Origin of the sequence: Fictibacillus arsenicus (genome assembly GCF_001999465.1) — a bacterium.
GTDB lineage: Bacteria > Bacillota > Bacilli > Bacillales > Fictibacillaceae > Fictibacillus > Fictibacillus arsenicus.
In genome coordinates, this window is the sequence record NZ_MQMF01000001.1 from 271,908 (window position 1) to 295,720 (window position 23,813).

Annotated in this window: 25 protein-coding genes; 5 read left to right on the plus strand and 20 right to left on the minus strand. The window is 38.9% G+C overall.

The genetic code is table 11. The features are described from left to right. Positions 1 to 15: 15 nt before the first annotated feature. On the minus strand, positions 16 to 3,399 hold the full coding sequence (gene dnaE / locus UN64_RS01335; RefSeq protein WP_077359303.1) for a DNA polymerase III subunit alpha: 3,384 nt from the start codon (positions 3,397 to 3,399) through the stop codon (positions 16 to 18). Positions 3,400 to 3,561: 162 nt separating this feature from the next. Here dnaE and UN64_RS01340 point away from each other — a divergent pair, with 162 nt between their 5' ends. From UN64_RS01340 to UN64_RS01350, 3 genes are all read left to right on the plus strand, one after another. Then, positions 3,562 to 3,894 (plus strand): YtrH family sporulation protein, encoded by a 333-nt coding sequence (locus UN64_RS01340; protein WP_077359304.1) that lies wholly within the window; start codon positions 3,562 to 3,564, stop codon positions 3,892 to 3,894. Next, positions 3,894 to 4,403 carry a sporulation membrane protein YtrI gene (gene ytrI, locus UN64_RS01345; protein ID WP_077359305.1) on the plus strand — a complete coding sequence of 170 codons (510 nt, stop codon included), beginning with the start codon at positions 3,894 to 3,896 and terminating at the stop codon, positions 4,401 to 4,403. The genes UN64_RS01340 and ytrI overlap by 1 nt, the downstream gene beginning before the upstream one ends. A gap of 120 nt (positions 4,404 to 4,523) precedes the next feature. After that, positions 4,524 to 4,706, plus strand: coding sequence for a YtzJ family protein (locus tag UN64_RS01350; RefSeq protein ID WP_077359306.1), 183 nt, complete (start codon positions 4,524 to 4,526; stop codon positions 4,704 to 4,706). Positions 4,707 to 4,768: 62 nt separating this feature from the next. Here UN64_RS01350 and UN64_RS01355 read toward each other — a convergent pair whose 3' ends face one another. After that, the gene (locus UN64_RS01355) at positions 4,769 to 5,716 is read right to left on the minus strand and encodes a DHH family phosphoesterase (protein ID WP_077359307.1); all 948 of its coding nucleotides are present in this window, start codon (positions 5,714 to 5,716) and stop codon (positions 4,769 to 4,771) included. 85 nt (positions 5,717 to 5,801) lie between these two features. Here UN64_RS01355 and UN64_RS01360 point away from each other — a divergent pair, with 85 nt between their 5' ends. Then, a complete protein-coding gene (locus tag UN64_RS01360) occupies positions 5,802 to 6,101 on the plus strand; it encodes a YtpI family protein (protein WP_077359308.1) in 300 nt (99 codons plus the stop codon). A gap of 544 nt (positions 6,102 to 6,645) precedes the next feature. Here the strand turns inward: UN64_RS01360 and UN64_RS01365 are convergent. From UN64_RS01365 to UN64_RS01390, 7 genes are all read right to left on the minus strand, one after another. Next, a complete protein-coding gene (locus UN64_RS01365; protein WP_077359309.1) occupies positions 6,646 to 7,962 on the minus strand; it encodes a DRTGG domain-containing protein in 1,317 nt (438 codons plus the stop codon). A gap of 82 nt (positions 7,963 to 8,044) precedes the next feature. Then, positions 8,045 to 8,287 (minus strand): hypothetical protein, encoded by a 243-nt coding sequence (locus tag UN64_RS01370; protein WP_077359310.1) that lies wholly within the window; start codon positions 8,285 to 8,287, stop codon positions 8,045 to 8,047. 54 nt (positions 8,288 to 8,341) lie between these two features. Continuing rightward, complete coding sequence (locus UN64_RS01375) at positions 8,342 to 9,022, minus strand: metal-dependent hydrolase (protein ID WP_077359311.1); 681 nt, start codon at positions 9,020 to 9,022, stop codon at positions 8,342 to 8,344. A gap of 140 nt (positions 9,023 to 9,162) precedes the next feature. Then, positions 9,163 to 10,287, minus strand: coding sequence for an alanine dehydrogenase (ald, locus tag UN64_RS01380; protein ID WP_077359312.1), 1,125 nt, complete (start codon positions 10,285 to 10,287; stop codon positions 9,163 to 9,165). A 344-nt stretch (positions 10,288 to 10,631) separates the two neighbouring features. Next, complete coding sequence (locus tag UN64_RS20400; RefSeq protein ID WP_245801936.1) at positions 10,632 to 10,793, minus strand: hypothetical protein; 162 nt, start codon at positions 10,791 to 10,793, stop codon at positions 10,632 to 10,634. Positions 10,794 to 10,858: 65 nt separating this feature from the next. Beyond that, positions 10,859 to 12,244 (minus strand): argininosuccinate lyase, encoded by a 1,386-nt coding sequence (argH, locus tag UN64_RS01385; protein WP_077359313.1) that lies wholly within the window; start codon positions 12,242 to 12,244, stop codon positions 10,859 to 10,861. After that, a complete protein-coding gene (locus UN64_RS01390; RefSeq protein ID WP_077359314.1) occupies positions 12,241 to 13,443 on the minus strand; it encodes an argininosuccinate synthase in 1,203 nt (400 codons plus the stop codon). The genes argH and UN64_RS01390 overlap by 4 nt, the downstream gene beginning before the upstream one ends. 215 nt (positions 13,444 to 13,658) lie before the next feature. Between UN64_RS01390 and UN64_RS01395 the strand changes: the two genes are divergently transcribed. Further along, positions 13,659 to 13,973 carry a hypothetical protein gene (locus tag UN64_RS01395; RefSeq protein WP_077359315.1) on the plus strand — a complete coding sequence of 105 codons (315 nt, stop codon included), beginning with the start codon at positions 13,659 to 13,661 and terminating at the stop codon, positions 13,971 to 13,973. A 33-nt stretch (positions 13,974 to 14,006) separates the two neighbouring features. On the opposite strand, the gene UN64_RS01400 is transcribed toward UN64_RS01395, so the two are convergent. The 11 genes from UN64_RS01400 to UN64_RS01450 form a co-directional block, all read right to left on the minus strand. After that, positions 14,007 to 14,513, minus strand: a complete 507-nt coding sequence (locus UN64_RS01400) for a MogA/MoaB family molybdenum cofactor biosynthesis protein (protein WP_077359316.1) — start codon at positions 14,511 to 14,513, stop codon at positions 14,007 to 14,009. A gap of 11 nt (positions 14,514 to 14,524) precedes the next feature. Beyond that, positions 14,525 to 15,361 carry an EcsC family protein gene (locus UN64_RS01405; RefSeq protein WP_077359317.1) on the minus strand — a complete coding sequence of 279 codons (837 nt, stop codon included), beginning with the start codon at positions 15,359 to 15,361 and terminating at the stop codon, positions 14,525 to 14,527. A gap of 80 nt (positions 15,362 to 15,441) precedes the next feature. Next, positions 15,442 to 16,338: an AraC family transcriptional regulator gene (locus UN64_RS01410; protein ID WP_077359318.1), complete on the minus strand. Its 897-nt coding sequence runs from the start codon at positions 16,336 to 16,338 to the stop codon at positions 15,442 to 15,444. 186 nt (positions 16,339 to 16,524) lie between these two features. Further along, a complete protein-coding gene (locus UN64_RS01415; RefSeq protein WP_077359319.1) occupies positions 16,525 to 17,196 on the minus strand; it encodes a GNAT family N-acetyltransferase in 672 nt (223 codons plus the stop codon). Positions 17,197 to 17,248: 52 nt separating this feature from the next. Then, a complete protein-coding gene (locus UN64_RS01420; RefSeq protein WP_077359320.1) occupies positions 17,249 to 17,914 on the minus strand; it encodes a GNAT family N-acetyltransferase in 666 nt (221 codons plus the stop codon). A gap of 30 nt (positions 17,915 to 17,944) precedes the next feature. Further along, on the minus strand, positions 17,945 to 18,826 hold the full coding sequence (locus tag UN64_RS01425) for a carbon-nitrogen hydrolase family protein (protein WP_077359321.1): 882 nt from the start codon (positions 18,824 to 18,826) through the stop codon (positions 17,945 to 17,947). Positions 18,827 to 19,011: 185 nt separating this feature from the next. Then, entirely contained in the window at positions 19,012 to 20,199 is a 1,188-nt protein-coding gene (locus UN64_RS01430; protein WP_077359322.1) for an acetate kinase, read from the minus strand. Between the two features lie 203 nt (positions 20,200 to 20,402). Continuing rightward, positions 20,403 to 21,401 carry a class I SAM-dependent methyltransferase gene (locus UN64_RS01435; protein ID WP_077359323.1) on the minus strand — a complete coding sequence of 333 codons (999 nt, stop codon included), beginning with the start codon at positions 21,399 to 21,401 and terminating at the stop codon, positions 20,403 to 20,405. A gap of 596 nt (positions 21,402 to 21,997) precedes the next feature. Then, positions 21,998 to 22,498, minus strand: coding sequence for a thiol peroxidase (gene tpx / locus UN64_RS01440; RefSeq protein WP_077359324.1), 501 nt, complete (start codon positions 22,496 to 22,498; stop codon positions 21,998 to 22,000). 87 nt (positions 22,499 to 22,585) lie between these two features. Beyond that, positions 22,586 to 23,038: a GerW family sporulation protein gene (gene ytfJ, locus UN64_RS01445; RefSeq protein ID WP_077359325.1), complete on the minus strand. Its 453-nt coding sequence runs from the start codon at positions 23,036 to 23,038 to the stop codon at positions 22,586 to 22,588. Between the two features lie 2 nt (positions 23,039 to 23,040). Continuing rightward, positions 23,041 to 23,712 (minus strand): DUF2953 domain-containing protein, encoded by a 672-nt coding sequence (locus tag UN64_RS01450; RefSeq protein ID WP_077359326.1) that lies wholly within the window; start codon positions 23,710 to 23,712, stop codon positions 23,041 to 23,043. Between the last annotated feature and the right edge of the window lie 101 nt (positions 23,713 to 23,813).

Sequence of the window (23,813 nt, forward strand, 5' to 3'; positions counted from 1 at the left end):
AAGCTGTAAAGTTTTTTAATTTCTTTTAAATACTACGTTACCTTCACCAGCAACGGATTGGAGCTCCATGAGCAATTCCTCATTAGCATTAATCTTTTGTGAGATCTGAACTTTTTGTTTTGTTTCTTCATAGATCAAAACAACAGGGATGCTCCCTTTCGATTGATCCAATATTTGCTTGATCGCGTTCAAATATTCAGATGAGTGATGCTGTTTATCAATCTTAATAAACACAGCAGCTTGCTCTTTTGATTTCAATTCATTCAGCGGCTTACACTTATTAATCAATACTTGCAAAGCATCATTTCGCTGTTCAACACTTCCTTCCAAAAATAGCTGCTCTCCTTTTTGCAGAAGACCATGATATGATTCGTACACTTTAGGAAAAACGACAGCTTCTATCTCGCCGCTTTCGTCACTTATCGAAAGGAAGGCCATCAGTTCTCCTTTTTTCGTTTTTATGACACTGACTTTATCAATTAATACACCAAGCCGTACAGAAGGATTTTTACCCTTTATACCAGCTATGTCAGTTGCTGCCCAACTTTTCAGCACAGTGCGGAATCTTTCTAAAGGATGTGATGAGAAGAAAAAACCTAATGATTCTTTCTCGAATTTCAGCTTCTCGCTATCCTGAAAGGACTGAACTTGAACATAAGAAGGTTTAGGAAGATTAATATCATCATCAAAAAGATACATCTGGTTTTTTCTTGATATCTCCTGAAATTCTTCTCCATATTCAATTGCTGTTTCAAGGGAAGCAAGCAATACAGCTCTGTCTTCTCCTAAATCATCCAACGTTCCTGCAAAAATTAGAGACTCCAGTGTTCTTTTGTTCACAATTTTTTGAGGACACCGTGCACAAATATCAAAAAGGTCTTGAAATGGTTCTTTTTTATTTTCGTGCATTAAAGTATGAATGGCATTTATTCCTACGTTTTTAATAGCTAAAAGACCAAAGCGGATACCTAAATCTTCAGGTATAAAAATTGCTGTACTCTTTCTAATAGAGGGAGGGAGAATCTTAACTCCCTTCTGCGTTGATTCCTTTATATACTGACTTACTTTATCATGATTGCCAATAACGCTCGAAAGTAATGCTGCCATAAAATGAATTGGGTAATTGGCTTTTAAAAAGGCGAGCTGATATGCAATAACACTGTATGCCACTGCATGGCTTCTTGGAAAACCATAATCAGCAAACCGTACAATCAGATCATATAAAGCATCTGCAGACTTTTCATCATATCCCTGTTTTAAGCAGCCTGCAACAAAATGTTCGCGTTCCTTCATCAAAATTTCACGCTTTTTCTTTCCTACTGCCCTTCTAAGCAGATCTGCTTCACCTAAAGTAAAGCCAGCTGCTTTTGTTGCAATCTGCATGATTTGTTCCTGGTAAACGATAACTCCGTACGTGTTCTTTAATATAGGCTCAAGATCAGGATGCATGTACTCCACTGATTTCAGACCGTTTTTGCCAGCGATATAATCTGGTATGTTCTTCATTGGTCCTGGTCTGTATAACGCATTGACAGCAACGATATCTTCAAATTCAGTAGGCTTAAGCTGCTGCAGAACTTTTCGCATTCCGTCGGATTCTAATTGGAAGACTCCTGTCGTGTCTCCTTGTGATAGTAGTTCAAAAGTTTTTCGATCAGTAAAAGGTATTTCATTTAGATTGATCTTGATTTGTTCAATCTCTTCTATAGAAAGTAAAATATTTTCGATTAATGATAGGTTTCGCAGGCCAAGAAAATCCATCTTCAATAGTCCAGCAGCTTCAAGCCATTCCATACTGTACTGAGTTAACGGTATCCCATCATGTCCTGTTTGCAGCGGAACTGTTTGTACGAGCGGGTTTCGGGAGAGTACCACCCCTGCTGCATGGGTTGAGGCATGCCTTGGAAGACCTTCAAGCTTCATCGCAATTTCAATAAGCTTTTTCACACTTTGATCTGATTGAAATGTCTGCTGCAAACCATGTGATTCTTTTAATGCGTCTTCTAGAGAGATACCTGGTCTAGAAGGAATATTTTTTGCAGTTTGATCAATCAAGCCAGGAGGCAAATCCATTACTCTGCCTGCGTCTCTCACAGCAGCTCTTGCAGCAAGCGTACCGAACGTAATAATTTGAGCTACATAATCTGTACCGTACTTCTCGGCTACATACCTCAAAACCTCATCGCGGCGATTATCGGGGAAATCTATATCAATATCAGGCATCGTAATTCGCTCAGGATTTAGGAATCGTTCAAAAATGAGGCTGTGATGGATCGGATCTACATTGGTAATCTCAAGTACATATGCAACTAAAGATCCCGCAGCTGAACCTCTACCAGGCCCGGTTATCATCTTTACATCATGTGCATATTTCATAAAATCCCAAACGATCAGGAAATAATCTTCAAAATTCATGCTCTTAATGATATTTAGTTCATATTGAAGTCGGTTTTCGATTTCACGTGTCACCGTATCAAATCTATTTTTTACACCTTTTAAGCATAACTCTCTCAAATATTCAAAACTGTCTCTATCACCTGGAACAGGATATTTCGGAAGTGCAATCTCTCCCAAGGTGAGCTCTAGGCTGCACATGTCCGCTAGTCTTTGAGTTTCTTCTAATACTTCTGAAGAATGAGAGAACAATCTTTCCATTTCATTGTGAGATTTAAAATAATATTCCCCTGTAGGCAGTTTATACCTTTCAGGATTATTTATCTTCTCTCCATTTTTGATGCAAACAAGGACATCATGGGCCTTTGCATCTTCTTCGTGTAAATAATAGGTTTCATGCGCACAAAGGAGCGGAAGATTAAATTCTCTTGCAAGGGACTGAAGCTGAAGATTTAACGTTTTCTCAAAACCTGTACCATGATCCTCCAGACCAAGATAGAAACGATTTGAAAAAGTATCCTGATAAAATCGAATACATCTTTCCAGCATATTCGTTTCACGTCTTTCAGCAGCCAGATACTGTTGAATCTCCCCTTCTGGACCTGACGATAAAGCGATCAGACCTCTTGAATGAGTTGAAAGTTCTTCATGAGAAATGGGAGTAATCTCTCCACCCTGCTTGGTTTGCATCAGTGTTGAAAGCTTTAATAAATTTTGATATCCTTCATTGTTTTGTGCATATAAAAGGATTTTACTCCATTGTTTTGTATGTGAATCACTTTCTGAATCTGATTCTATAATTTCCGCCTCTATACCTAAAATGGGCTTTATACCCGCTTTCTTGCACGCCGAATAAAATTTCAATGCTCCATACATATTGGCTTTATCTGTTAATGCCAATGCAGAAAAGCCTGATTCGGCTGCTCGTTCTACAAGAGCGTCAATGCGGCAAGAGCTTTCGAGAAGAGAATACTCGCTATGTATATGCAGAGGAACAAATCCCATATTTTCACTTCCTTTTTTGCACCTATTTCCAACTCCATTATAGTACAGAAGTTAGAGTGTGTTAATGAAACACGCTATGTGATGTCTGTTAAACTCTTTATCTGTAAAACGAGCATACTCTTCATTTATTGTCCATACATTGGATAAGAGAGGAGGGTTCTCATGATACGCGATTTTTTTGCAAATATTATTCTCGATTTTGCTATTGCATTTGGTGTGCTTTTAGGAGGAGCGCTGATAGGCGGACTAGCAGCATTTCTTGTTGGAAAAGCCCCTATTCTCGAAATGATTGAACTGGCTAAGAAGCTTAAAATCTGGGCGATTGTTGCAGCAATCGGAGGTACATTTGATACCATATCAAACTTTGAAAGAAGTTTTGAAAATGGAGCAACTTTTGAGATTTTTAAACAGCTCACATATATTTTTGTTGCAATCGCTGGTGCCAATACTGCAATTATATTAATTCAGTGGCTTAGCCAGGAGCAAATAGACTAATGAGGATTCCACCGCTTTATCACCGAAAAGGCTATCAGCGCTTTTTTGCAGGTGTGGCCATCGGCTTTATCATCGGCTGGGCATTTTTCCTCGTTCAGGGCGGATTGGCTCATGAACGTCTTATCCATAAATTAAAAGAGCAAGAGTTAAAAATAGATGATTATAAGAAGAAAAATGAAATTTTAACTTCAGATGATGAAAAGGCAAACGAGGAACTGGCAAAGAAATTCAAACTGCATGAAATTAATGTCCGCTTTTCAAGCACATCATCTGATAAAATATCAAATCTTACAAAATTGCATTTAACAAAAGCCGTTGAAGATGATCTGGAACATTTAATTGGCGAAGACACTGAGACAATCGCCAAAAGTCACGTTTTACTCGAACAAGCTATCGAAAATAAACCATTTCAGCTCGATGATGAACAAAAATATGAAGTTAAGATCGACCATTTATTTCTCTACGCAGGAAACCTTCGAATTTTTATATCTGCGCATGCAGTTGAATGAATATGCATAAATTATGGTCTAAATATTACATTTTTATGAATCTTTAGGCAGCGAAATAGCATTCACCCCATTTTTTGTATACAATATTATTAAAAGAGTGAATAATGGGGGGAAACTACAATGATTATTAATCGAAAAGAACTTGCACGTGAAAAGGTTAAAGAATTGCAGAATGGTTTCTCTGCTTTCGCAGAAACGAAAGAAGTAGCAGAATTAATTAAAAGAGAGCTTGCTAAGTTAAACTTGAAAGTTCATGAAGATGTAACTGATCTTGGCTCTTGGTTTATCCCAGAAAAAAATTAATGAAAGTAAGACTTGATAGCAAGTCTTCAAAAGTGTAAAAAGGCCCTCCGATGAGGCCTTTTTTATTTGGTTTTATATTCTATACAAGCTTTCCTTAATTCTGAAAGCACAGACTGAGTTTCCTCTTTTGTATATATAGTTGCACCTGATGCTCTTGGGTGTCCTCCTCCATTAAACTTAGCTGCAATCTTATTTACAACCGGCCCTTTCGAACGAAGTCTGACTCTGATTTGATCAGGTTCATCCACAAAGAAAACCCATGCTAACAGACCTTCTACATGCGAGAATGAATTGACCAAAAGAGAAGCCTCACTGGCACTTGCATCATAATTCTTTAATGTTTCTTCTGTGAGATGAATAAAACCGACACATTCATCTACTATTGAAAAATGCTGAAGAACATAACCATTTAATCTTACCAGCTTCTCTGAAATTTTATAAAGGTTCTCATGAATCTCAGAAGGTGCAAAACCTGTTTCAATCAGCATAGCTGCATATCTATGTGTCTTTTCTGTTGTATTCGAAAACAAGAACCGCCCTGTATCACCAATAATGCCAGCATATAAAAGTTTTGCAGCATTACTGTTCAGCTTTAAGCCTTTATCAGCTCCATAGAGATAAAAATCCATAATCATTTCACTTGTTGAGCTTGCCGCAGTATCTACCCAAACTAAATCACCATACGGATCTTCATTAGGATGATGATCAATCTTTATAACCGTTTCACCTAAAGTGTAACGCGTATCACTGACTCTTGGCGAATTCGCCGTATCGCATATTATAACTAAAGATCCTCTGTACATGTCGTCTTCGACAGTATCCATTTTATTTAAGAATATAAGGCTATCTTCCTCTTCCCCTACAGCGTAAACTTCCTTCTCAGGGAAGCTTGCCTTTATTATGGCCGCAAGACCACCTTGTGAACCAAGCGCATCGGGATCTGGTCTTACATGTCTGTGAATAATAATTCGTTCATATTGTTTAATTTTATTTAAAATTTCCTCTTTCATAATGAACTCCTTTTACACCTAGTTGTGGCAATTCTTGTTTTAAACGTTTACAATATAGTGGAGTAAATACTTGGGGGAATTTTCTATGCCGATTTTTATTATCCTTATTATACTTTCTTTTGCTCTATATGTGTTTTATAAAGTTCGTGAAGTACGTGCAAAAGAGCCTTTTTATAAACAATGGACTGGGACAAAAGCAAAGATGGCGCTTGGGGCATTTTTAGCTTCCTTTGGTTTAAACGAATTAACAGCTGTAGAAGGCCGTGTCCAGCTTTGGATTGCTCTTATTTTCCTCGCATACGGAATGGTTCTTTTACTCATGAACTGGAAAATGTACAAGCATTTTTTAGCTCTTGCTCGTCAAGAAGCAAAAGAAACGAACTGAAGATAGTATGAAAAAGTCCCTCCGAAAGGGACTTTTTTCTTTGGCTGTTTTCGTTAGCTTAGTTGCTCGTGGAAGTGGTTGATCTCCGTTTCAGATGCTCGCTTTCCGGGGGGCGTGCGGTGAGCCACCTCGACGCTTTGTGTCCTTAGGTGTCTCACCTGTCACACTGATCCCCCAGGAGTCTCACATCTTACACTCCAATCAACTTGTCAGTGATGTCTTTTAAGCAACAATTTATAAAAACGCTCTTTTCTAAAAGATTGTTGTTGCTGAGAAATTTGGCATAAATTCCTTCAATGAAAGTTAGTTGGAGTGGAGGGGCGAGACTCCTGCAGGATGAGTGGGACAGGTGAGACCATTCAATGTCGCAAGGCACCGCACACCCTGCGGAAAGCGAGCCCTGTAACGGAAATTAACCTCTTACAAAAGCAACAAAGTATACGAAAACAGCCTTTTAAAAAGATCGCTTGGTTATTTGTTTTGTTGAGACCCTTTACAGAGAAGGGAGCATAATGTGTAAGATTTCCTAGAACGCCATTCAACACTAAGAACGGTGATCGATTAATTGGGCCATCATCATAGCTTTCCCTGCTATCTTACCATCATGATAGATCTCAACATCTACTTTTCCAAATTTTCTGCTCACTTCCAGCACTCTTGGAACAAATTGTATTTCACTGTCTATTTGAACAGGCTTAATATAATAGAAGGTTACGTTCTCAACGACTACATCACCTTTTTTGATTCTTCTTAAAGCCTTGCGAGCTGTTTCGGTAACAAGAGTCATTAACACTCCGTAGGAAACAGTTCCTAAATGATTCGTCATTTGCGGGGTGATTTTACAAGTGAAGTTAACTTCATTCTCATACTTATGTTCTTTTAATTCTGTTGTGATTAAATCATCGAAAGTCGCACCAACTTGAGGCTGTTTTTGCATCATCTGCATCGCTTTTAACACATCTTGCCGGGTTAAAATACCGATCAGTTTATGTGAAGAACCTGTAACCGGAAGCAACTCAATGCCTTCCCATATCATCATGTGTGCGCATGCTGCAACAGATGTTTTTTCCGTTACTGTTAATGGTGATCGTGTCATCACTTTTTCAATATTCGTGTCCTCGGGCACACCAATAATATCTTTCGAGGTTACTACACCGGTTACACGATTCGATTGATCCACTACAGGATAACGGCTATGCATGGTTTCACGGTTTAGTTCATGCCAGCGCTCGACCTTATCTTGCTGAAAAAGATAGTGTGTTTCATCAATTGGAATTAGAATATCTGAAGCTAATACGATATCCTTTTTAATTAGCCGGTCATGAATCGCCTTATTGATCATGGTTGCAACAGTAAACGTATCATAGCTCGTAGAGATAACCGGAAGTTCCAATTCATCAGCAAGTCTTTTCACTTCTTCTTCCGTGTCAAATCCACCGGTGATCAAAATTGCGCTTCCAGCCTTTAATCCTAACTCATGAGCATTAACACGGTTTCCGACAATCAATAAACTTCCAGCATCAACATAACGCATCATCGCTTCAAGTTTCATTGCACCAATTACAAATTTGTGCAATGTTTTATGAAGTCCAGCTCTGCCTCCAAGTACTTGTCCTTCAACAATGTTAACAACCTCGGCAAATGTTAATTTTTCAATATTGCTCTTCGCTTGCCTTTCAATACGAATGGTACCTACACGTTCAATCGTACTGACTATCCCCTGATTTTCTGCTTCTTTAATCGCTCGATAAGCCGTTCCTTCACTCACTGTTAAATCTTTTGCAATTTGCCGAACGGAGATTTTCGACCCAACATCAAGCTCTATAATATGCTGCAATATTTGTTCATGCTTTGTTAGCATTACATTCACCGTTCCTTTTACCTGTATCTATCTGTTTCAGTTATTCGACTAATACAGATTATACAGGCAATGGAACAGAAACTCAACTTTCCATATGCACCCTTTTTCGTGACTTTTGATTAACGACGAAAGCCTGTCTTCTAACTGTTCTTTTTCTAGCTTCACTGTTATTAAACAGTAAACTTAGCACCAGCATTCCGGCAAATCCTGTCCAGACAATTGAAAAAAAGGTTTGCAGCGTAAGTCCTTCAAATGATAATGCAGGTAATCCCACGTAGACTAAAACGACGAGCATAAGTAACTTTGCGATTTTTTCCTGATTCATAAAACAACCTCCCTTACTATCATTCGTATGCATAGAAAGGGAGGTTAGAATCATTTATATATTTAAGCTTTCACCGCTCTGCATTACTCTTCCACCAGATCCTAACTTGGATACAAAAGAGCTTTCTGGATCTTGTTCGATAGGCGGGAAGGTATTGTAATGAATAGGAACGGTCACTGGAGCTCCGACCCATTTTGCTGCGATTAATGCATCTTCTGGTCCCATCGTAAAATTATCACCAATAGGCAGAAAAACTGCATCAGGTTTCTCCAATTCACCAATCATTTTCATATCGGAAAAGAGTGCCGTGTCCCCTGCATGATAAAGAGTTTTATTGTCATAGGAGAATAAAATTCCTGCAGGCATACCTGTGTAGACTACGGTTCCGTTCTCTTCCTCATAACTGGATCCATGAAACGCCTGAGTGAATTTCACTTTACCCCATGAAAATTTACGGCTGCCCCCAATATGCATGGGATGTGTTTCAACACCTTTTGAAGCAATATAGTTCGCAAGTTCAAACGGTGCAACAACAAGGCAGTTATTCTTCTTGGCAATTTCTACAGTGTCGCCAACATGATCATTATGACCATGCGTTAAAAGGATTACATCTGCTTTTACATCTTCAACGCTGATTTTACATTGACCATTTCCGTTAATAAAAGGGTCGATCCAAACCGAGTGCTCACCTGCTTGAATTTCAAGTACAGAATGTCCATGATACGTCACTTTCATTATTAATACTCCCTCCTTCAAATAATAGGATTCGTGATTTCATCCTACTTTCCTTTTCATACCCTATTATAGGACATAAAAAAAGTCCGATTCCAGCCTGAAGGAATAAATGGCTGAACACGGACTTATTTTCATTACAGCTATTGTTTTTGAGCCAGAATTGAACCTGCGTCTTTGTAGTCTAACTGGTGAGCTTCTGCAACCGCTTTATAGGTTACCAAACCATCGAGTGTATTTATACCTTTTAGTAATGCTTCATTATCCAGACACGCTCTAACATACCCTTTGTTCGCAATCTGCAGGGCATATGGAACGGTTACGTTAGTCAATCCAATTGTGGATGTGCGTGGAACAGCTCCAGGCATATTCGCCACTGCATAATGCAGCACACCATGTTTTTCATAAGTAGGGTTATCATGAGTAGTAATCCGATCGACTGTTTCAAAAATTCCACCTTGGTCAATAGCTACATCAACGATAACTGACCCAGGCTGCATTCCCTTAATCATTTCTTCTGTTACCAGTTTAGGTGCCCTTGCCCCAGGAATCAGAACTGCACCAATTACTAAAGCCGATTCTTGAACAGCAAGTGCTATGTTTAGAGGATTTGAAATTAGAGTATTAATCTCGACACCAAAAATATCATCGAGCTGACGAAGACGTTCAGGATTTAAATCGATAATCGTAACATCAGCACCAAGGCCCATAGCAATTTTAGCTGCATTCGTTCCAACAACTCCACCGCCAATAACCGTCACCTTTCCGCGCCTTACACCTGGGATGCCGCTTAGCAAAATCCCAAGCCCGCCTTTAGGCTTTTCTAAAAACTGTGCGCCAATTTGTGCGGCCATTCTTCCAGCAACTTCACTCATCGGTGTCAATAAAGGCAGCGTTCCATTTGGAAGCTGAACAGTTTCATATGCAATTCCGATTACTTTATTTTCTGTTAACGCTTTTGTCAATTCAGGTTCAGGAGCCAGATGCAAATAAGTAAATAAAATAAGACCTTCACGAAAAAAGCAGTATTCTTCTGGCAACGGTTCTTTAACTTTCATAACCATTTCCATTGACCACGCTTGAGTCGGAGTCTCAACAATTACTCCGCCCGCACCTTCATATTCTTCATCTGAAAAACCAGATCCAATGCCAGCTCCTCTTTGTATAAAAACTTCATGGCCAGAAGCCACCAGATTTAGTACACCAGCAGGAGTCATCGCTACCCTATTTTCATTATTTTTAATTTCAGTCGGTACACCAATCTTCACTGCATTCCCTCCCTGAAAGTTGTTGGAAATTTTTTCTTCATATCTATAGTTACCATACCACCAAAAAACTAAAATAAAAAGACGGATTTATTTCTATATGTAAGACAGCTTTTAATGTTCCCGAATTGATATGGAAACATTCATTTAACATGATTGAAGGGAAAGAGCACCTTCGAAGTATCTCGAAAATTCGATATTTTTCATTTAACGTGCGATTTTTAGGAATAACGTACGATTAATTAAATTAACGTGTGTTTTTCTTAAATAACGTGTGATTATGTTGTCAGCGATATAAAAGAAATAGAAAAAAGGATAACTCACGGCGAGTTATCCTTTCCTTATTGCTATTGAAGACTTTCCTCTTCATCTAACTTTGTGCGCTGCTGGCCTTGATCAACTTTATCAACTACTCCGCTTTGGTAAGCTTCAGTAATCTGCTGATGAACGGTCATTTCGCCTTCTTGATCATATTCCAGCTGCTGATTCGGATGCTTCTTATTTTCCATTTCACTTCCTCCTTCGATATAAAAACGTATCATTAGTTTCTGTCTTCAGGAGAAAGTTATCTGGGTTAATTACTGGAAATATATACAGCTGATTTTGCTGCCTCAAGCTGCTGGCGTACTGCTTGGAATCCGGTACCGCCTTCAGAATTTCTTTTTTCAACTGCAGTCTTAGGAGAAAGTGCCTCATACAAATCTTCTTCTACGATTGGGCACCATTCTTTGTATTCCTTTAGGCTAACATCTAGCAGATAGCATCCCTTTTGAATGCAATTAAGAACCATCTGCCCTACTAATTCATGCGCTTCTCTAAAAGGAATCCCGTTTTTTGCAAGATAATCTGCAAGTTCGGTTGCATTAGAAAAATCTTGATGAACGGCTTTGTTCATTCGGTCTTCATTAATTTTTATTTCATTCATCATGCCCGTCATAATGCTTAAACAGCCTTTGACTGTTTTTACAGCGTCAAATACCGGCTCTTTATCTTCTTGCATGTCTTTGTTATATGCAAGAGGAAGACCTTTCATCAATGTAAGTAATGAAAGAAGAGAACCATATACTCTTCCGCTTTTTCCGCGAATCAGTTCAGCCATATCAGGATTCTTCTTTTGCGGCATCATGCTGCTGCCAGTGGTAAAGCTGTCACTGATCTCGATAAAACCAAATTCTTCTGATGACCAAAGAATTAGTTCTTCACAAAAACGTGATAGATGCATCATGATCATGGAAGCATTGCTGCAAAATTCAATAGCAAAATCCCGATCACTGACTGCGTCTAAGCTGTTCAAATATTTCTTAGAGAACCCTAGTTCGTTCATTGTTATATTTCGATCGATCGGAAATGTTGTTCCAGCGAGCGCTCCTGCTCCAAGCGGCATAATATCAGTTCTTTTTAAACTGTCTTGCAGTCTCTCTTTATCTCGGTCAAGCATCCAAAAATAAGCTAATACATGATGAGCAAAGGAAACAGGCTGTGCACGCTGAAGGTGTGTGTACCCAGGAATGATTGTTTCAACATGTTCTTCCGCCAGATTCAGCAGTGAGTTTTGAAGTTCATTGATATGATCTATAATCACCAAGGTTTCATCTTTTACAAAAAGATGAAAATCAGTTGCCACTTGGTCATTTCGGCTTCTTGCGGTATGGAGTTTTCCGCCATCCGGACCGATTTGATCAGTAAGCAGCTTCTCAAGGTTCAAATGTATGTCTTCATACTTTACTGAATACTTTAGCTTGCCTTCTTGTTCTTCTACTTGAAGATCTTGTAGACCACTTTTTATATTCTCATATGCACTCTCATTGATAATTCCACTTTGGAATAACATTTTGGCATGAGCAAGGCTGCCTTTAATGTCATGACTTGCTAGTTGTTTATCAAAAGAAATGGAAGCTCCAAATTCATCTACCCATTCTTCGGGCTGTTTTGAAAAACGGCCTCCCCATAATTTTTTCACACTTTCACCTCATTTTTTTGGACCATGCTGCTAACTTTTGTAGGCAGACCCCATAATGAGATAAATCCTTTTGCAGCACCGTGATCAAACATGTCGTCAGATGTATAAGTAGCAAGTTTTTCATCGTAAAGTGAGTAAGGTGATTTTCTTCCTTCCACAATTGCATGGCCCTTGAAGAATTTAACTCGCACAGTTCCTGTTACATGAGTCTGTGTTTCATCTAAAAAGGCTTTTAAAGATGCATTTAATGGAGAGAACCATAGACCCTCATAGATTAATTCAGTCATTTTCTTTTCGATGATCGGCTTGAAGTGAGCGACTTCTTTAACAAGTGTCAAATCTTCAAGCTCTTTATGTGCTTTAATTAATGTCGTTGCTGCAGGGCATTCATATACTTCACGTGATTTAATTCCTACCAGGCGATTTTCTACATGGTCGATACGTCCAACACCATGTGCACCACCCCATTCGTTTAGCTGATCAATAAGCTTTTCAAGTGAAACATTCTTTCCGTTTAATGAAACTGGAACACCTTTTTCAAACCCAATTTCAACGATTTGAGGCTCATCTGGTGTATTTTCCAATGCAGCTGTCATCTCATATGCTTCTTCTGGAGGAGCTGCCCAAGGATCTTCTAAAATCCCGCACTCATTGCTTCTTCCCCATAAGTTTTGGTCAATTGAAAAAGGATTTTCTTTTTTTATCGGAACTGGAATATCGTGCTGTTTCGCATATTGAATCTCTTCTTCACGTGACCAGCTCCATTCACGCACTGGCGCAAGTACTTCAAGATCCGGAGCTAGTGCTGCAACAGAAACTTCAAATCGAACCTGGTCGTTCCCTTTTCCTGTACAACCATGAGCAACTGCAGTAGCTCCGTATTTTTTAGCTGTTTCTACTAATTTTTTTGCGATTAAAGGTCTGCTCAATGCAGAGATCAACGGATATTTCCCTTCATACAATGCATGTGACTGCAATGCAACTAATGCATATTCTTCTGCGTATTCTTTTTGGACATCTAATACGATAGATTCTGAAGCTCCAATTGATAAAGCTTTAGATTGGATAAATGGAAGGTCCTTCCCTTCGCCAACATCCAAGCATAATGCAATTACCTCATAGCCCTTTTCCGCTAGCCATGGAATTGCCACCGATGTATCTAATCCCCCAGAGTACGCTAAAACTACCTTTTTTCCCATATGATATCTCTCCTCCTGAAAACCTGATAATGTATATTTTATTTATTTTTATACATAATTGTTTATAAAAATACCATTTATAATAATACATACTATAACAAAAAGAGAGAAGAAAATGCAAGGTTATTCTTAAAAATGTATAAAAATAATATCAATGATAATTCTGGCTTCATAGCAGCGCCTTTTGTACAATGAAAGTAAGAGGTGATGATCGGATGCATAACCATTTTGTGTGGGATGAGAAGCTGGGAATATCAGTTCCTGATTTGGATAAATCGTGGGAAGCTTATGATAAGGGTGAACAAGGAACTATTCTATTACAATGGGAAAAGATAAGGGGTACAATTCCAGACCGAATTGCAGAAATCGAAAAACAAATTAATAAACTTCAAGATCGATTGTCTATAGAAGAAAACTTTGAGTTATCCTGTGAATTAAACGATAAAATTGCAAGCCAAGCATCCATCATTAATGAACTCTGGCTATGGTACAGATTAAACCAGCAGGTAACATCAAAAATACATGGATAAAATAGAAAAAAGAGGGTGCTTATGCATCCTCTTTTATTTATGCAGCTGTTGTACGATATGCGTAAGTTCCGGCAAAATTAATTTTTCCATTCCGAGCTTTACAGCACCTGATGAACCTGGCAGTGCAAAAATAGCTGTTTTTCCATGCACTCCGGCAACAGCTCGGCTCAGCATAGCTCCTGATCCAATGTCTTCTGTATAACTTAACATACGAAAAAGCTCTCCGAACCCGGTGACTTCTTTTTCAAATAATGTCGATAAGGATTCTATCGTCACATCTCTCGGAGCAATGCCTGTTCCTCCATTAAATATGACGACATCAATATTCTCATCTTTAATAGCAGTCTGAGCAGCTTCATGAATCAGGCTCTTGTCATCTTTTACAATTCTATACTCACGAATGTCATGATTCTGTTTTATTAGGAATGACCGGATGAGCTTACCGCTTTTGTCCGTTTCTTCATTCCTCGTATCACTAACGGTTACAATCATGCATCTTGCTTTTTCCGGTGCAAGCGCCTTATGTTCTTGTATACTCATAAAATGAACACCTATCCGTTATATTTTTCAAAGAGATATCTTTTTTGATAAAACTTATGTGCAATTTCAGTTATTTTTCTTGATTGCTGATAGTTCAATACAGCTCCGAGCGCCATCCCAAAAACAGGAATGCCCTGCATGAGTTTCTTTCTTACAAGCAAAATAGCCATCACCTTTACAATTTGTTTAACTGGATGAGACATCCAGGAAATATCAGCAACGACATCTGTACCTGCATAAAAGATTGGATCATCTTCCCCTCGTATCTCCTCCATCAGTTCATCCCACTTTTCCTGCTGGTAACGCTTTGGCATCGTTGCAGCATGATACACTTTCAGTGAGCGCATCATTTCAGATGGTCTCTGGATATCATAGCCATAATGCATAGCTATCGACTGGACAGAACGAACACCGAGAGCTACCATCGCTGGGAGATCAGTTCCCAAAAAGAGCACACCACCCGTACCCGCAAGCCCCCCCTGGGAAAAGGACAGAAGTCTATTCCGTGCGATTTGCTGATCAGCCATATAGGAAAGCTGGTCAATCGTACACTTTTTTAGATCTTCTATTTCATAAATATCGTCTCTAAAGACTCTTGCTTCGGAAAGCAGCCGCTGTTTGGTATCAAGCTGAAATTGCGAGTTTTGAATAAGGGCATGAATATGGAAAAGCACAGAATCCACATAACCTCCTATTTTATCCTGCATTTCATCTGGTAAAAGGGTGAGCCGGTTGGTAACCCATTTTTCATAAGTTCGCCCAAAATCCGTTGGCTCATATGTAAAATAATTTTGTTCCCACGCTTCGATCGATTTCCATATCTGTTCTTCTCGCTCGGTATAAGACATGCTGCTCCTCCTTTATCTTTTTTTATAGTTTAGTATAAACAAGCAATGAAGTAAAAAATGACTAAATATTCTTCAATCATTTACCGTGAACTTAACTTTTGAAACTCCTTTGGACTAAGAGCAAACTTCTTTTTAAACTGCTGAAGAAAAGCTGATGTACTCTGATAACCTACTTGAGCAGCAATATCAGCGATTGCAACGGCTGGATTGCGAAGAAGGATTGCGGCTTGCTCCATCCTTATATCTGTCAGCCGCTCCATAGGAGACATTCCGATATATTTTTTATACAGACGGTTCAACTGGGACTCACTAACCATTGCTATCTCCAATAAGTGCTGAATCCGAATTCTTTGATGATAGTTTTCCAAGAAAAAACCCTCTGTATTTAATACAGGATCAGGGTAATAATTGGTTTCCATCATGTACGAAATCTTTGAGAGCATATGTTCATCCGGAAAGATGAAGTACAGCAGTTTGTTCAACAAAAGTACCACAAAGAAATCCTGGTCTTCATTAAGACTCGTTACTCTTTCTATGGTCTCAGCAAGAACTGCTCCTATTTCTGCAGACCAGTCTTGATGGAGAATGCACACTCTATTGGTTTCCTTTAACTCGAGCTTTCTTTTTCCATACTGAATAAGCATCTGAATAAACTGTTCAACAATCTCTTTCTTCAGGTAAAACAAAGCCCCAAGCGATTCTTTTTCTGCTTCAATCGTAATAGTGACTCCTTTTGGGTACAGCAGGAAATCCCCGGTCTTTACTGTTCGGAATTCATCATCACCCACACGATAGTTCACTTTTCCCTCTAACACAAACAACAAGCCAGGTTCATATGAAAATTCGGTTTGTTCACTTTCCTCTTTAAACGTTTTAAAAGAGAGATAACTGGACTTTACTCTCGTAAGCTGTTCACGTTTCTCTCTAATAACCTTTCCTAAAATGGCAGAAGTCACACCATCACCCGCTTCACTCATAGTACTATCATTTTACACCAAATAAAGAAAACTCGCAGGTTGGCTGACTGTATGCAAAGCTAGCGACATGGTTGACCTTATATTTAGTTCTTGAAAATTTTTGGTGTATCGATCTATCTAACCTGCAAAAATATTATCTTTCTTAACATATAAAAAGCTTGCTCCCTCAGGAACAAGCAATCCGCTTTATATAGCTACAAGCTCAATTTTCTCTTTGTCCTGCAAAATATGAATCATCTTTAACCATTCTGCAGGCTTGTTTTCTAAAACACTGTAATAGGTGGAAAGAAACTCGGCAATAAAACCTCCGTTTAATGAAGTGATTTCAGAATCGAACGGAAGGAAACAAAGGTCCAATCCGGTTACCGCTCCCCCGTCATCGAGCCATGATGGATGTACATAAGAGAAGTTCAGTTTCTGGTATCCCATGTGGGACAATACCTCACGCCGGACATAAGGATTCATCGCAGAAACCCCTCCGAACGGAATCGCCTCCACCTTATAAGGATTATAGATTTCTGCGAACATTCCACGAATCTTTTTTCCGTGTTCTGCTGCAAGTCGATTAAGATCCTCCAGCCTATTTTTTGCAAGGAAAATACCGATTCCTTTTCCTTCTTGGCCGATCAGTGTGAAATCCGTCATAGCAATATTCATATCAGGATAATAGCGGTACTCAGTAGCTCCGACTACTTTACCTTCGTCTACTGCAACAAACATCCGGATAGAAGGATCGATAAGGGGCTCTCTCCAAAGTTCAAAATCCAATACTTCTTCTTTTGGAAAAATCTCTTTCATCAGCGAATAAAATTGTACAAATAAAGGATCATCAATATTTTTTATCTTTATATATTCCATGTTTCTCCCCCAATATATATTTTCCTGAAAATTATCCATACCTTAACGATACCTATTGTATAAAAGGATTTTTCCATTCCATCAAAGCGGCATAGTTATGAGACTCTTCATCTTCCAGATAATTAGACACAATTTGTAAAGGAGTTCTTCCGCAGCGGAGCAAGAAGGAAATAACAGGATCGCGGATCTCCGCTTTTACTACTCCCTCGAGATATTCCTCTGGATTCATCTCATGTGAATGTTTATGAAATCCCGGCATTCTCCCTCCTCCGAGGAGCCGCTTTGCCCCAAGGCTGATCACTGTTTCATACATAGATTGCATAAGAAGTTTACCCAGATCAAGACTTCGATAGGAAGGGCGTACACAAATATCTACAATATATAATGTATCTCCATCTTTATCATGGTTCCGAATATAACCATTGTCTGTGATCTCTTCCCATGTATGTTCAATGTTGTTAAGATCCAGTTTTACAAGAAGCCCTGTTATAGAACCGGCAAGCTTGCCGTCAATCTCCACACAAAGAGCGCCTTCCTGAAAGAGTGTTATATGATTGCTTAGCTGTTCTTCGTTCCACCAAAGTTCTGAAGGGAAAGGAGGCGGAAAACTTTCTTTCTGAATGCTGATCAGTTCTTCAAAGTCTTGCTGTGAATAATTTCGAACGACAGCCTTGTATGCTTTACCTTGTTTATAAAGATATTGTTCTTTTCTGTACATGAACAGCATCCTCCATTTCACCTTCACTTGTTACCCAATCAGTTCTTCTTTTACAAAGTGTTCCCAATCAGGATAAAGGTCACTTCTTCTATCTCTCCATGTGGTCACCGAACCGCTTTCTCGAACCTCATAAAGGAGGTCGAGATCAAGATCAGCACTAATGACCATGTCGTTGTTGATGTCTCCTTCAGCCATAATGCCTCTCTGCGGAAACGGAACATCGTTAGGTGTAATAACAGCCGCCTGGCCATAGTTCATACGCATAAAGTCAACTGTTGGAAGGGAACCTACTGTACCAGTTGTTACTACATATACCTGGTTCTCGATTGTTCTAGCATGACAGGAATATCGTACTCGGTGGAAGCCTTGTGAATCATCGGTACAAGAAGGACAGAATATCACATCTGCTCCCATCGCTCTTGCCATACGCACTACTTCAGGAAATTCAATATCATAGCATGTTAATATCGCTATCGTACCCTTGTTTGTCTCAAACACCTGCAAGCCCTCGCCAGGGGTTATGTTCCATTCTTCTACCTCGGTAGGAGTGATATGAAGTTTCGGCTGTTTGCCAATTCTTCCGTCCGGATAGAATAGATGAGCTACATTATACAGCTTCCCCTGTTCTTCAATGACATGTGTTCCGCCGATAATATGAACACGGTACTCTTTTGCAAGAGATGTAAACAGCTGATAATAAACCTCAGTAAATTGGGGCAGCTGATTGATCTGCTGGGCTTGATTCAAATATGGAATCGACATCAGTTGTGTCGTAATAAACTCAGGAAATAAAACAAAATCTGTTTTAAATTCAGCAGCGATCTTCACATAATGTGTGATCTGCTTTTCAAACTCCTCAAAACTGGAAATCGTATGCAAATGATATTGCACAGCTGAAACGCGAAGTTTCATCGTGATCCCCTCCTTCATAAAATTACAATATCTGTATCTAATTACTTTCTTTTAAAGTGTAGCAAAAAAGAAAGTTTTATCTATATGTAATTCCTTCAAAAATCCATGTGTTTCTGTCAACTTTACACATCAAAAAAGCAATCGTTGTTCATGCCATACACATGAACAACGATTGCTTCTATAAACTACATTGCGATACGCATCGTATCTCTTGCGATCATAACTTCTTCGTTTGTAGGAATGACGATTACTTTTACAGGTGAATGAGGATAGCTGATAAATGCTTCTTTCCCGCGAACCTGATTTAAAGCAGGATCCCAATAAACACCCATAAATTCTAATCCGCGCAGTACACGCTCACGAACTGCTGTACTGTTTTCACCGATTCCTGCTGTAAAGATGATAGCATCTATTCCTGCCATTCTCGCTGCGTAAGAACCGATATATTTGTGGATACGGCTAGCAAATACTTCTAGAGCAAGCTCAGCACGTTCATTTCCTTGCTCTGCTTCACTTTCGATATCACGAAGGTCAGATGAGAAACCAGAAACGCCAAGCATACCACTCTTATTGTTTAGAACATTTAATACTTCTTCAGCACTTTGCCCTGTCTTTTGCATGATATAAGGAATTAACGATGGATCAATGTTTCCGGAACGTGTTCCCATTGTTACACCAGCTAAAGGAGTGAATCCCATAGATGTATCGATTGATTTCCCGCCTTCAATTGCAGCGATACTTGCTCCGTTCCCAAGGTGGCATGAAAGAAGGCGAAGCTGCTCAACCGGACGGCCAAGAAGTTCAGCTGCTCTTTCGGAAACATACTTATGACTTGTACCATGGAAACCATATTTACGGATTCCGTATTGCTCATAGTATTCATATGGCAAGCTGTACAGGAATGACTTTTCCGGCATTGATTGATGGAAAGCTGTATCGAACACAGCAACTGCTGGTACATTCGGTAATACATTTTTAAACGCCTTAATTCCCACAACGTTTGCAGGGTTATGCAATGGAGCAAGATAAGAAATCTCTTCAATTTCTTTTAAAACTTCATCCGTAATTAATACTGAATCATTAAACTTTTCTCCTCCGTGTACAACACGGTGGCCAATTCCTTCAATTTCATCAAGAGAAGAAATAATATTATGCTTAATCAATTTATCTAAAAGCATGGAAACAGCTTCAGAGTGGTCTTGAATATCTTTTACTTCTTTTATTTTTTCACCGTTTACTTCGATAGTAAAAATAGAATCGTTTAATCCGATACGTTCAACAAGTCCTTTAGTTAAAACTTCTTCTTCTGGCATTTGCAGAAGCTGAAACTTTAAGGACGAGCTCCCGGCATTAATCGCAATAATTTTAGCCAAAATAGCCATCTCCTTCATATTCAATGAAAAAGAAGAGCGCTTTGGTGCACACTTCTAACTCATTACTACTATAATCCTTCCTTATTTAAACATTGACCCTATTTATAATCAAGGCTGTAAAACGCTTACACCTTATATTCATGCAATTCAGATTTGAATGCGTTTGCAACTCATAAAAAAACAGCATAGGTTGTCCCACGCTGTTATTTTTCACGTTCCCATTCAGTTTTAAACCACTCATTTATTTGTTCCATCACATTTGCAAGTCCTGCTTTATTCGAGAAGGAGGGAAGCTGCGCCAGCATTGCTTGTTTAGGTTTTATAGCTCCTTCGCCATTTTTCTGAAGAATAAGGATACTCTTCGCATGGACAGTTGATTTAAATAGAGATTCAGGCAGCTGAAGCAATCCTAAAATTGCTACATTTTCTTTAATCCAAGCCTTCAACAAGCCTGATTGCTCGCTTTCAAAAAGATTGTTGGGAACAATAAAGATTCCCAGTCCAGCTTCCTTTAAGAGATGAACGGATTGCTCAATGATAAGATGGTGTGCGAATGTGTGACCGTCTTTTTCACTGACTTTAAACACTTTAGCACTTTCGTCATCAGGGTAGTATCCAACCGGAAGATCAGCTACGACTACGTCTACTGGATCAGCATAAAGAGGTTTGATCACATCTTGATGAAAGAGTTCTACTTTATGTTTTTGAATATTTGCATTAACCCAGGCTAAACGCAATAGAGTTTCATCTACTTCCACACCAAACGCTTCACACTGCTTTTCTTTAAGCTGGTTTAATACAGCCGTCAATAAGTTCCCTGAACCTGTTACAGGATCCAGCAGTGTAAGATGTTCTGCCTTTTTCATAAACTTTTGAACGAGATAGCCTGTAAATAAAGCAACAGCATCAGGAGTCATCGCGTGATGCGGCTGCACTGCTTCTTTCATGCCTTTCAATACAGCAAGCTGAAATGCCTTTCGCAGTTCTTCCTTGCCATATTCAGCAAGATTAACCTTTTTATATTCATCTTTTAATGCACTTATAAGCTCATTTGGATATTCTTTAGGGATCTCTTGAAAAAATAGATTTTCTCCTGTTTCAACGAGAGCGTCTAAATAAGGGAGATCAAGCTTTTCCTTAATTGCTGTTGCACTATTATCCATTACTATAAACATTTTTTCTACATCTTTAAAATTACTCATTACCGAGTCCTCCTATGTTTGCACAGGAAACATTTTAACAAATGAAGTGCATAATACACAATCTAAAGGTTTAGAGACTGTTATTGTAAATTTGGTTGCTTTTGAAAGTAGTTAACTTCCTTTACAGGACTCGCTTTCCGCAGGGTGTGCGGTGAGCCCATTCGTCGCCTTGCGACATTGAATGGTCTCACCTGTCCCACTCATCCTGCAGGAGTCTCGCCCTTCCACTCCAATTAACTTTTCAGTGAAGCACTTTGTGATACCTGTTTTCTTAAGGATTGCTGCTTATGGCTTTTTCTATTTTCATCAATTGCAAGTTGATTGGAGCGTGCCTACCACCTGAGAAGCTTCTCGCAAGGCATGCGACGAGGAAGCTCACATAGGTAGCATTTACTTGTAGACGCAGGAGCAAGGATGCTTCCATGAAGCGGTCAGGTGGAGACTCCTAATGGCGCAAAGCGGCAGGAGGCTCACCGCACGCCCCGTGGAAAGCGAGCAACCTGGAGCGGATATCAACTCCTTTCAAAAGCAACGATAAGAAAAAAGCTTATAAAAAATCTCCGGTACAGACGTTGCACCGGAGATGACTGGTTTGTTTATTTTGCAGCTTTAGCAGCTTCAATAGCTGCTTCATAATTTGGATGACTCGTTACTTCATCTACATATTCAACATATGTAATCTTGTCCGAGCTGTCGATAACGAATACAGATCGAGCAAGAAGACGAAGCTCTTCAATTGCAACACCATAAGCTTTACCAAACGAGAGATCACGGTGATCAGATAATGTCTGAACATTTTCAATACCTGCTGCAGCACACCATCTTTTTTGTGCAAATGGCAAATCTACAGAGATCGTTAATACCTTAACATTCCCCAGCTTTGATGCTTCTTCGTTAAAACGGCGAACTTCTGCGTCGCATACACCTGTATCAACTGAAGGTACAGCTGCAATTAATCTTACAGTGCCTTTTGAATCTGCCAAAGTAACTTCTGATAAATCATTTGCTAGAACTTTAAAATCTGGAGCTTGATCCCCTGCTTTTAACTGTTTTCCTAGTAAAGTGACTGGCTTATCTTTAAATGTTATGCTCATGATCGATAACTCCTCCTTTAAATTTATGTACTTCCTTATTCATCTTAAAACATCACAGAAGAAAAAGCTAACGAGACGTTAGCTTCCTTTTTAAAACTCATTTGTTTGTGTGTTTGATGAACCTTTTGGCTTGTTTTTATTCATTAAATTCTGCAGCTTATCAATAACACCCGGAGCTAAGTCTAAAATTCTTTCATATAGATGCGTACTGTTGTCTAGGTGAATTGTTTTTATACCGGTATTGCTTACTACAAGGAATGCGATTGGAGTGATTGAAACTCCTCCTCCGCTTCCTCCTCCAAAAGGCATTTCTTTTCCACCGTTCGAAGAGCCTTGAGACCCTTGAGATGATTGTTTAGATTCTTGCTGATTTCCGAATTCACTTCCTCCAGCTGCAAATCCAAATCCAACTTTTGAAACGGTAAGAATTACACTGCCGTCAGGAGTTTCAACAGGGTCTCCGATGATTGTATTAACATCAATCATTTCTTTAAGATTTTCCATAGCGGTTTTCATTAAACCCTGGATTGGATGTTCACTCATTTTTACACTCCTCCAGTCATATATTCAGAATTTACTTGAGATGAACGTCTTGAATTCCTCCAAGACTTCAGTATTTTTAACATAACGACAATAGCATGCCCGATTTTAAAAGAAACCATACAGGATAGCCTTGTTTCACTGTGCATTCCTTGAAAAACGGGAACTACTGAAATCGATGGAGTTCCTTTTAAACGGAAAAAGGTATTTATCAGCTGCAAGACAATCCCTTTAATTCCCCATACGGTTCCAGCCGCAACTGCTGATGATGGAGCTTCACCGAGACCAATAGCACTATGCCATTCAAGCTGAGACACTTTTATCTTTTTTAAGAATTGTGCAAGTATGAGATACAGGTTCTGAACATGTTTTAATGTTTTTTGAAACGATTCATACTGATTTTTTAATTTTTTAAATGAAATTTTCTTTTTCTTTTCTTTCTTCTGCCCCATACTCGTTTGCTTTTCTTCTTTTATCTTTACTGAATGGTCTTCAGCATCTATTTGGACAATCGGTATATGCAATGTGTACCGAATAAACCGATACATACGCAGCGTGATCTGAATATCACTGTTATCGTTGCGATGAACAAAATGAAGAACTACATTCAGCGTTGAAAACATTAAAATAATAAATAAAAATAAAAGAATTCCTAAAATGATTAAGATCCATTCCATAAAAAGCTCTTCCCTTCTGTTTTTTCAGTATAGGCAAGTGACATTTAATCTAAACGTAATAAGAATGTCTGATACAATATAAAAGGAATCAATATTTTACG